This window comes from Streptomyces sp. (genome assembly GCF_035563135.1).
In the GTDB taxonomy this organism is placed as follows: Bacteria; Actinomycetota; Actinomycetes; order Streptomycetales; family Streptomycetaceae; genus Streptomyces.
Genome location: NZ_DATMVN010000059.1, coordinates 1 through 7335, shown reverse-complemented (window position 1 = coordinate 7335; position 7335 = coordinate 1). Strand labels below are relative to the sequence as shown.

General features: G+C 65.6%; 7 protein-coding genes and 1 pseudogene. 4 read left to right on the top strand and 4 right to left on the bottom strand.

Translation table 11 applies throughout. The features are described 5' to 3' along the window. On the top strand, positions 1-1587 hold a 1587-nt coding region (locus VN520_RS02610; RefSeq protein ID WP_325745181.1), incomplete at its 5' end, for a PQQ-binding-like beta-propeller repeat protein. 245 nt (positions 1588-1832) lie between these two features. Then, positions 1833-2528 carry a helix-turn-helix transcriptional regulator gene (locus tag VN520_RS02605; protein WP_325745182.1) on the top strand — a complete coding sequence of 232 codons (696 nt, stop codon included), beginning with the start codon at positions 1833-1835 and terminating at the stop codon, positions 2526-2528. Between the two features lie 33 nt (positions 2529-2561). Here the strand turns inward: VN520_RS02605 and VN520_RS02600 are convergent, their stop codons facing one another. From VN520_RS02600 to VN520_RS02585, 4 genes and pseudogenes are all read right to left on the bottom strand, one after another. After that, positions 2562-2849: a hypothetical protein gene (locus tag VN520_RS02600; protein WP_325745180.1), complete on the bottom strand. Its 288-nt coding sequence runs from the start codon at positions 2847-2849 to the stop codon at positions 2562-2564. Between the two features lie 15 nt (positions 2850-2864). Then, a pseudogene (locus VN520_RS02595) lies at positions 2865-3254 on the bottom strand (Na+/galactose cotransporter); the annotation flags it as partial. Positions 3255-3342: 88 nt separating this feature from the next. After that, entirely contained in the window at positions 3343-4197 is an 855-nt protein-coding gene (locus VN520_RS02590; protein ID WP_325745179.1) for a protein kinase domain-containing protein, read from the bottom strand. A 71-nt stretch (positions 4198-4268) separates the two neighbouring features. Next, positions 4269-4721: a hypothetical protein gene (locus VN520_RS02585; RefSeq protein ID WP_325745178.1), complete on the bottom strand. Its 453-nt coding sequence runs from the start codon at positions 4719-4721 to the stop codon at positions 4269-4271. A 1189-nt stretch (positions 4722-5910) separates the two neighbouring features. Here VN520_RS02585 and VN520_RS02580 point away from each other — a divergent pair. Together VN520_RS02580 and VN520_RS02575 are read left to right on the top strand one after the other, a co-directional pair. Further along, on the top strand, positions 5911-6738 hold the full coding sequence (locus VN520_RS02580) for a helix-turn-helix transcriptional regulator (RefSeq protein ID WP_325745177.1): 828 nt from the start codon (positions 5911-5913) through the stop codon (positions 6736-6738). Further along, on the top strand, positions 6735-6941 hold the full coding sequence (locus VN520_RS02575) for a DUF397 domain-containing protein (protein ID WP_325745176.1): 207 nt from the start codon (positions 6735-6737) through the stop codon (positions 6939-6941). Before VN520_RS02580 ends, VN520_RS02575 begins: the two co-directional genes overlap by 4 nt. The last annotated feature ends 394 nt before the right edge of the window (positions 6942-7335 follow it).

The following is a 7335-nucleotide window of genomic DNA, read 5'->3' as shown; positions in this document are numbered from 1 at the left end:
GGTTACGGCTTCCCGCAGGCGCCGCCCCCCGGGCAGCCCGGGGTGCCTCCGCAGCACGGGTACGGCTATCCGACCGCACCGATGCAGCCGCAGTACGTCGCACCCCGGCCCGGCGGCGGCAAGAAGTTCAGCACCCGGATGCAGATCATCGTCGCCGCGGCCGTCGCCGTGGTGCTGATCGTCGGCGGCGGATTCATCTACGCCTCCAGCGGCAGTGACGACGGCAAGCAGGACGAGGCGTCCTCGGCCGGAACCGACGGCGGCGAGGGCAAGGGCGGCGAGGGCGGCGAGGGCGGCGGCCTGGCCGGCGGCACCGAGAAGGCCCCGGCCGACACCAAGTCCAAGGTCGGTTTCCAGCTCCCCCACCCGAAGGTCACCGACACCACCGTCGTCGACGGCTCCTGGGTCACGGACAAGGCGTACGTGAAGACCGGTGTGTACGAGATCGCCGGCTACGACCTCGCCAAGGGCACCAAGCTCTGGTCGATCCCGCTGACCGGCCAGGTCTGTGCCGCGTCCCGTCACATGAGCAAGGACTACAAGACGGCTGTCGCCTTCCAGGAGGGCAAGCCGACCGCCGAGGACAAGTACCCCTCCTGCACCCAGATCGGCGCGCTCGACCTGGTCACCGGCAAGCTCATGTGGAGCAAGTCCGTCACCTCCACGGCCGGCGGTGACGAGCCCGTGAGGTTCGGCGAGGTCACCCTCAGCGGCACCACGGTCGCCGCGGGCGGGACCAACGGCGGCGCCGCCTTCAACCTCGCGAACGGCGCCGAGCTCTGGAGGCCGAAGGCCGACGCCGACAACTGCTACGACATGGGCTACGGCGGCGGCGAAGCGCTCGCCGTGGTCCGCAAGTGCGGCAGCTACGACGACCCGCAGCTGACCGTCCAGGCACTGAACCCGACCACGGGAGCACCGCTCTCCTCGTACAACATGCCGCCCGGCGTCGAGTACGCGAGCATCGTCTCCACCAAGCCGCTCGTCGTCGCGGCCGACGTCGGCGACACCGCCGGCGACGGCAGCAGCATCTCGGACTTCTTCTCCCTCGACGCGGCCACCGGCAAGCTCATCGTCCGGATCTCGGCCGACGCGGACAAGTACGCCGCGGAGTGCGGCTCCACCGAGGTCGAGAAGTGCAGCTCCCTGGCCGTCGGCAACAACAGGATCTACCTGCCGACCGAGGAGCACGAGGGCGGCGGCGAGTACGGCGACACCAACGAGATCGTCGCCTTCGACCTGACCACCGGCAAGCTCGTCGGGGGCAAGGCGGACGCGGGTGACCGCTACACGCTGACCCCGCTGCGCATGGACGGCTCCAACGTCATCGCGTACAAGGAGCCCCCGTACGACAAGGGCGGCCAGATCGTGTCCATCAACGGCTCGACCTTCGAGGAGACCGTGCTGATGGTCAACCCGGACGACGAGGCGGTCCGTGAAGCGGAGACCAGCTTCTCCACCGACTACGCCGAATTCCTCTACGAGAAGGGCCGCCTGTTCATCTCCGAGCAGATGGTCAGTGAGCCCAGCAAGTCCAGCTCGCTGGACGACAAGCAGTACCTCGTCGTCTCCTTCAGCACCGTCTGACCCGCCCGGCCCCTTCGCGGGCCGGACGCGCTGGCCCTGCCGGTCGATCAACCGACCGGCAGGGCCGATCGTTTTCCGGCGGGCAAGTAGCCCTGAATGAAGCAGAATTCGGCATTCTGGGGGGCTTATGCCCAGGAGAGGGCGCGCCGCGTCGAACAAGCGTGTAACTTGCCGGGTCAGACGGGCCGGGGGGCCCGTTCGGAGTCACACAGCGGTACAGCGCTGTACACATGGGGGCTTTTCCGATGGGCGTGCGGCTCATGGTGGTCGATGACCACCGTCTGCTCGCCGAGGCACTCGCCTCGGCACTGAAATTGCGTGGGCACCGGGTGCTCGCGGCAGCCGCGCCGACGTCAGGGGCCGCGGAGCTGGTCGTCAGCCGAGCGCCGGAGGTCTGCCTGTTCGGCACCGCGGCGCCCGCCGAACCCGGCGTGTTCGACCCGATCGTACGGATCGGGCGCGAGCGCCCGCAGGTGGCCGTGGTGGTGCTCGGCCCGGTCCCGAGCCCGCGCGGGATCGCCGCGGCGTTCGCCGCGGGAGCGGCCGGCTACGTCCGCCACGACGAGCGCATCGAGGGCGTCGAACGCGCCATGGTCAAGGCCCGGGCGGGGGAGGTCGCGGTCGCCCCGCAGCTGCTGCGCGGCGCCTTCGCCGAGCTGTTGCACCCGGTGGCCCAGCCGGACGACGAGGGGCAGCGGCTGCTGCGGATGCTGACCCCGCGTGAGGTCGAGGTGCTGGTGCGGGTGGCCGAGGGGGAGGACACCCGGCTCATCGCGGCCGGCATGGGGATCGCGCCGAGCACCGCGCGCACGCATGTGCAGCGGGTGCTGATGAAGCTCGGTGTGGGCTCCCGGCTGGAGGCCGCCGCCCTCGCGGCCCGCACCGGACTGCTCGACCGGGCGGCGGGGGGAACACCGCGGGGGCCGGGCGGCCTCGCGTGAACGCGTGATCGCCCGGCCCCCGCGGGGTGCGGGTCAGCTCTCCGGCGTGCCGGGGGCCTCCTCCGGCGCCTGGGCGGGGCGCAGCTTCATCCAGATCAGGAAGAAGAGCCCGAGCACCAGCATGGCCAGGCCGGTCCAGAGGTTGATGTGGACGCCTTCGGCCTTCTTCAGGTCGGCCTCGGACGGGTTGATGCCGGCGATGGTGACGATCACTCCGTAGACCACGAAGAGACCGCCGATGATCCGCCGGATGTCGAAGAGCCGGGCCGCGGTCGCGGACTTGCGCTCCAGTTCGGAGACTTCCTTGTGCAGGTCGGACATGGTGAGTGCCTCCGATCAGAGCGAGTAGGGCAGGTAGCAGAGGGTGGCGAGGACGATCGCGCCCCAGCCGAGCAGGGCGGGCTTGCGGTACCAGGCGCTGTCGCCCTCGTCGGGCACCTCGTCGGCGTCCGGGGACTCCGTCCCGTAGACCAGACCGGCCAGTTCGGCCTCCGGCTTGGGGGCGGTGAAGAGGGTGACGGCGACCATGACGACCGCACCGGCGACGAATCCGACGATGGCGGAGACGAAGTTGGCGCCCTGGTCGGAGGGTATGTCGATGATCCCCTGCTTGTAGATGACGAAGTAGTTCACCATCGCGGCCGTGGTGCCCGCGACGAGCCCCCAGACACCGGACTTCATCGAGGCGCGCTTCCAGAACATGCCGATGATGAAGACGACGAACATCACTTAAACCTAGTCGGGGGTGCTGGGAGCAAGAGCAGCCTCCACCAGTCCATTCGCGCTGATGGGGGCCCGGGTCCGCTGCCCTCCGCTACGTCTCCCAGCCAGCTACCTCTACGGCTACGTCACGTGCGCTCGGACGATCGTCCGGGACTCGCTGCAACATCGCACGGATGAGTCGCCCCATCGATCCGGGGACGGAGATCGGCCGGTGCCTCCTGCTCACGATGGCGCGGCGTTGCTCTGACCGTGACGCGTCGTCTGGGTACTCAACGTGGCGTTGGCCGGTAAGGCTCATCAGAAGTGATGCACCAAGCGCATAAACATCTGAGGCTTGGGTGGGCGTAATCTTTCCGCCCGAAAGTACGCTTTCCGAGATCTCTGGAGCCTCGTAATGTACGAGGCATCCCCGGTAGGGAAAATCGAATCTCTCAGGAACCGACTTTCCTTGAGCTAGAGCTACGTCGATTAGTGTAGCTCTAGGGGTGCGAGTTCCCGCAACGATCAAATGTGCAGGTTGAACGTCGCCATGAATCCAACCCATTGAGTGCAACCTGTCCAGGGCTTCGCAACACGCGATAATTTCACGGGCGCTCGGCAGGGCGCTGCTCTTCCTGTTGGACGCCCATAGATCGTAAAGGCTCACCCCTGTGCGCCAAGGTTGCACATTCCACGTGCCCTTGCTCCACTCGCCAAAGGCGATTCTTTGGCCTAGGACGTCGCGCAGTACGAAAGCCTCTCGTGCTGGAGCTAGTGCCGTCCATTCTTGGGCTGGCCATTCGGTAGTAGCCTCGATCGGATAACCGATCTTGATTGCGTGCTCCCCGGTCAAGGAGGTGCAGCGCCAAACAGTTGAGCCGCGACGGCTCACGATCTCCTTTTCGGTGATCGGCTTAATGTGGTCGCGGACGATTTCGGGAATAACCCGTGAATTCTGTGCGCGCATAATGGGTTCCTTACGTGGCGGTGCCGCCCCGCTGGATGCGAGGCGGCACGCTCCGGGCTGGTGGCACGAACCTAGTGCGTTGAGGCTGCGCCGTACGGGCGCCCGTCATCGGAATCGCACTGCGCGGCGTTCTGGCCGTTCACGGTCCACAGGTCATCGAAGACCTGGAACCCTGCTGCCTTCATGGCCCTGGCGCTGGCTGTCACTGCATCGAACGGGCGTCCCTTGCCCCCGGGGCGCGGGTTGTGGTGAATGAACCGCCCTGCGTGCGCGTGACAGAAGTCGGCGTATTCCTTGGTGTGCAGGATGAACGCGTGGAATGCGTGGTCCACGTCGTCACTCGGCATCATGGGGACCGACGAAGTGGCGGCGGTGGCCACGAACGCCAATGCCTGATCCGTCTGGAGGCGTGCGCGCTCCCAGTCCTGTCCGAAGTGGGCCACCACGAATTCCGTGATGCTGCTGAAGAGTTCATCGCTCACCAGGGAACAACCGGTGCGCTGGTGGCTTGCTACTGCGGTCATGCGAGATTTCCTCTCTGTGTGCGCTTCATTTGATCTCGGGAGTGCGGAGCATTCCCGCTTTCCCTATCTCCAGGAATGTTCACCGAACATAGGGGGCTTTGTTGGGTACGCCTTTTCTCAGTCTCGGGAGGCGTGCCACTCCCCATTCGTCCAGACGTGCGGCCATCCAATGCCGGTCCATCGAATACTCGGCGGACAACTTTCTCACGCTCTCGCCAGCCTCGGCCCGTGCGCTTATCTGTTGGCGATCGGTAATGACTCGCGCAACTGCGGCGGTGAACTCGCGCCGGGTCCTCCTTTTACGCACTCCTAACCTCCTGCTCGGAGTCGCGCGGGAAAGGTGCCCCGGGGTAGCTATAGGGGTATTCCTTTCCGTAGCTCGCGAGATAGAGGGCACGGCGGCGTTCCTCTTGTATCCGAGCGGTCTGAAGAGTGGATTCACTCAGCTGGTCGAAGGCGATTCGATGGGTCACGCGGCGGACATCGCTGCTCACCCTTCGGAGAGGGAGGGTCATCTCTCGCTCATCCTGTGCGAACAGAGCACGTGCGTCCGCGCTGCTGGGGCTCTGCCAGGGCTGGGCCCATGGGCTTCGTATGGTCTGCTGAAGGTCGCGTACCTGATCCGGCCGGATGGCGTGCCTGTATATGGCGTGGCGGCCATGCCTGGGCCGGATGAGCAGAGCGCATAACGCGCGTAAGGAATTGCGGATAATCTGCATGTCAGGTCGTCAGCTCCTCTGTAGCTGCTCGGCTGAGTCCTGGCGGGACCGGTCAGAGGGTCCCGCCAGGGCGTTAGTACGTCTGGCGGTAGAACGAGCGGCGGGCGTTCTCTTCCCGCGCTCGTGCACGAACGTCGTCAGACCTCCGGCGTGTCTGCGGCGTGGTCGTCGTGGTTCGGTCCGGGCAGATGGCTGCCCCGCATCGACACGGCGGGTACGACGCGATGGAGTCGTAGCGAGAGGTGTCTACGTCCGTTCGAAACCCAAGGCTGCGCTTGCTCTCGCTTGCCCTCGGTTCGATCTTCTTCGGTGCCTCGTGCATCAGGGATTCCTCACGGTGTTGCGATCCGTGGTCTGGTCCTGAAAACAGCTTCGGCACTGTGATGGCGGTGCGACAGAGGGTTAGGCTGGACAGTGTTAAGTGTCCAGTTGGACACGGCGAGTTGTCCAAGAAAGTGGGTGGCGTACGCGTGACAGTCGAGGCGGAAGATGTGACCCCGGACCCAGCAGCCACGCCGCTTACGTTCTTCGGCAACGAAGTGCAGGTTGAGCGTGAGCGCTGGGGGATCAAGCGCGAGGCGTTAGCTGAGGCAGCATCGTGCGGCTACTCCCTGGTAGCTAAGATCGAGGCGGGAAAACGGACTCCGTCGCTGGAGTTTGCGCGCGCCTGTGATCGTCTCTTCCCCGGCTCTGATGGGCGCTTCGAGCGGCTGTGGCCGCTAGCTCTGCGGTATGCCTTCCCGGGGTGGTTCCAGCGCTACGTGTCGCTGGAGTGGAAAGCCTCCGTGGTCCGGATGTTTCATCCTCAGCTCTGTCCGGGGTTGGTGCAGACGGAGAGGTACGCCCGTGCCGTGCTGCGGACGGGGCGGCCCTCGAACCTGGAGAGCCTGGTTACGGGACGGATAGAGCGTCAGCGGATCTTGGAGCGCGAAACCGATCCTGCGCGCCTCTGGCTCGTCTTGAACGAGGCGGCCCTGACCAACCAAGTTGGGGACCGTGAAGTGATGCATCAGCAGATGGGGCACCTGCTGAAGCTTGCGGATACCCCTCGGCACCGGGTGCAAGTCGTCCCGGACAAGGGGCAGCATCACGGGTGGGCCTCACCGTTCGGCATCCTGTCGTTCCCGGATGATCAGGACGTGGTGCACGTTGACGGCTTTCCCCGTGGGTACCTCCTCGCGGAAACGGAGGACGTCACGAGGGCGACCGATGCCTATGATCTCCTGACGGCGTTGGCCCTACCGCCGGACGAGTCAGCCGAGCTGATCACCGACATCCAGAAGGAACGCTATTCATGAGCAATCACACGGTCACAACGGACGGCTGGCGTAGTAGTTCGTTCAGTCAGAACAACGGCGGTGAGTGCGTGGAGTGGCACCCGGCGTATGCGGCGGAGTATGGGGTCGTTCCGGTGCGGGACAGTAAGACGCCCGGAGGGCCTGTCCTGATGATCGGCAAGAGTGCGTTCGTCGGTCTTGTTGAGCTGGCGCGACTCGGCTAGCAGTAGCCACTGAGCCCCACTGTCCTCACGGATGGTGGGGTTTTTTGCTGCCCGCGAGGCGTCGAGGGGCGGCCTGCCTGCTTTTGGCCGGCAGCCCCGGACCGGCCGCAAGTGATCACGGGCAACCGACAACAACGCCATTGACATTCGCAAGAGCAAATCTGCAAACTCAAGTCATCCAAGGTTCACCTGCAAGGGGAGCCGAAAATCGGTGAAGGGTTTGCACATGTCATATTTGCGTTCGCGCCTTGGTCTCGCAGTGGCTGCGGTGCTTGCTGGACTGATGGCTGCACTGGGGGGTGTGGCCGCTTCCGGGACGGCATCTGCGGCGCCTGCTTCCTCGACCCAGGCCATGCCCAAGGGGCTCAAGCTGCACACGGTCACGGCTTCGGCG

Coding starts and splice junctions, on each gene's coding strand:
- VN520_RS02605 (WP_325745182.1), top strand. CDS start 1,833: ATGGGCGTGCGGCTCATGGTGGTCGATGACCACCGTCTGCTCGCCGAG.
- VN520_RS02600 (WP_325745180.1), bottom strand. CDS start 2,849: ATGTCCGACCTGCACAAGGAAGTCTCCGAACTGGAGCGCAAGTCCGCG.
- VN520_RS02590 (WP_325745179.1), bottom strand. CDS start 4,197: ATGCGCGCACAGAATTCACGGGTTATTCCCGAAATCGTCCGCGACCAC.
- VN520_RS02585 (WP_325745178.1), bottom strand. CDS start 4,721: ATGACCGCAGTAGCAAGCCACCAGCGCACCGGTTGTTCCCTGGTGAGC.
- VN520_RS02575 (WP_325745176.1), top strand. CDS start 6,735: ATGAGCAATCACACGGTCACAACGGACGGCTGGCGTAGTAGTTCGTTC.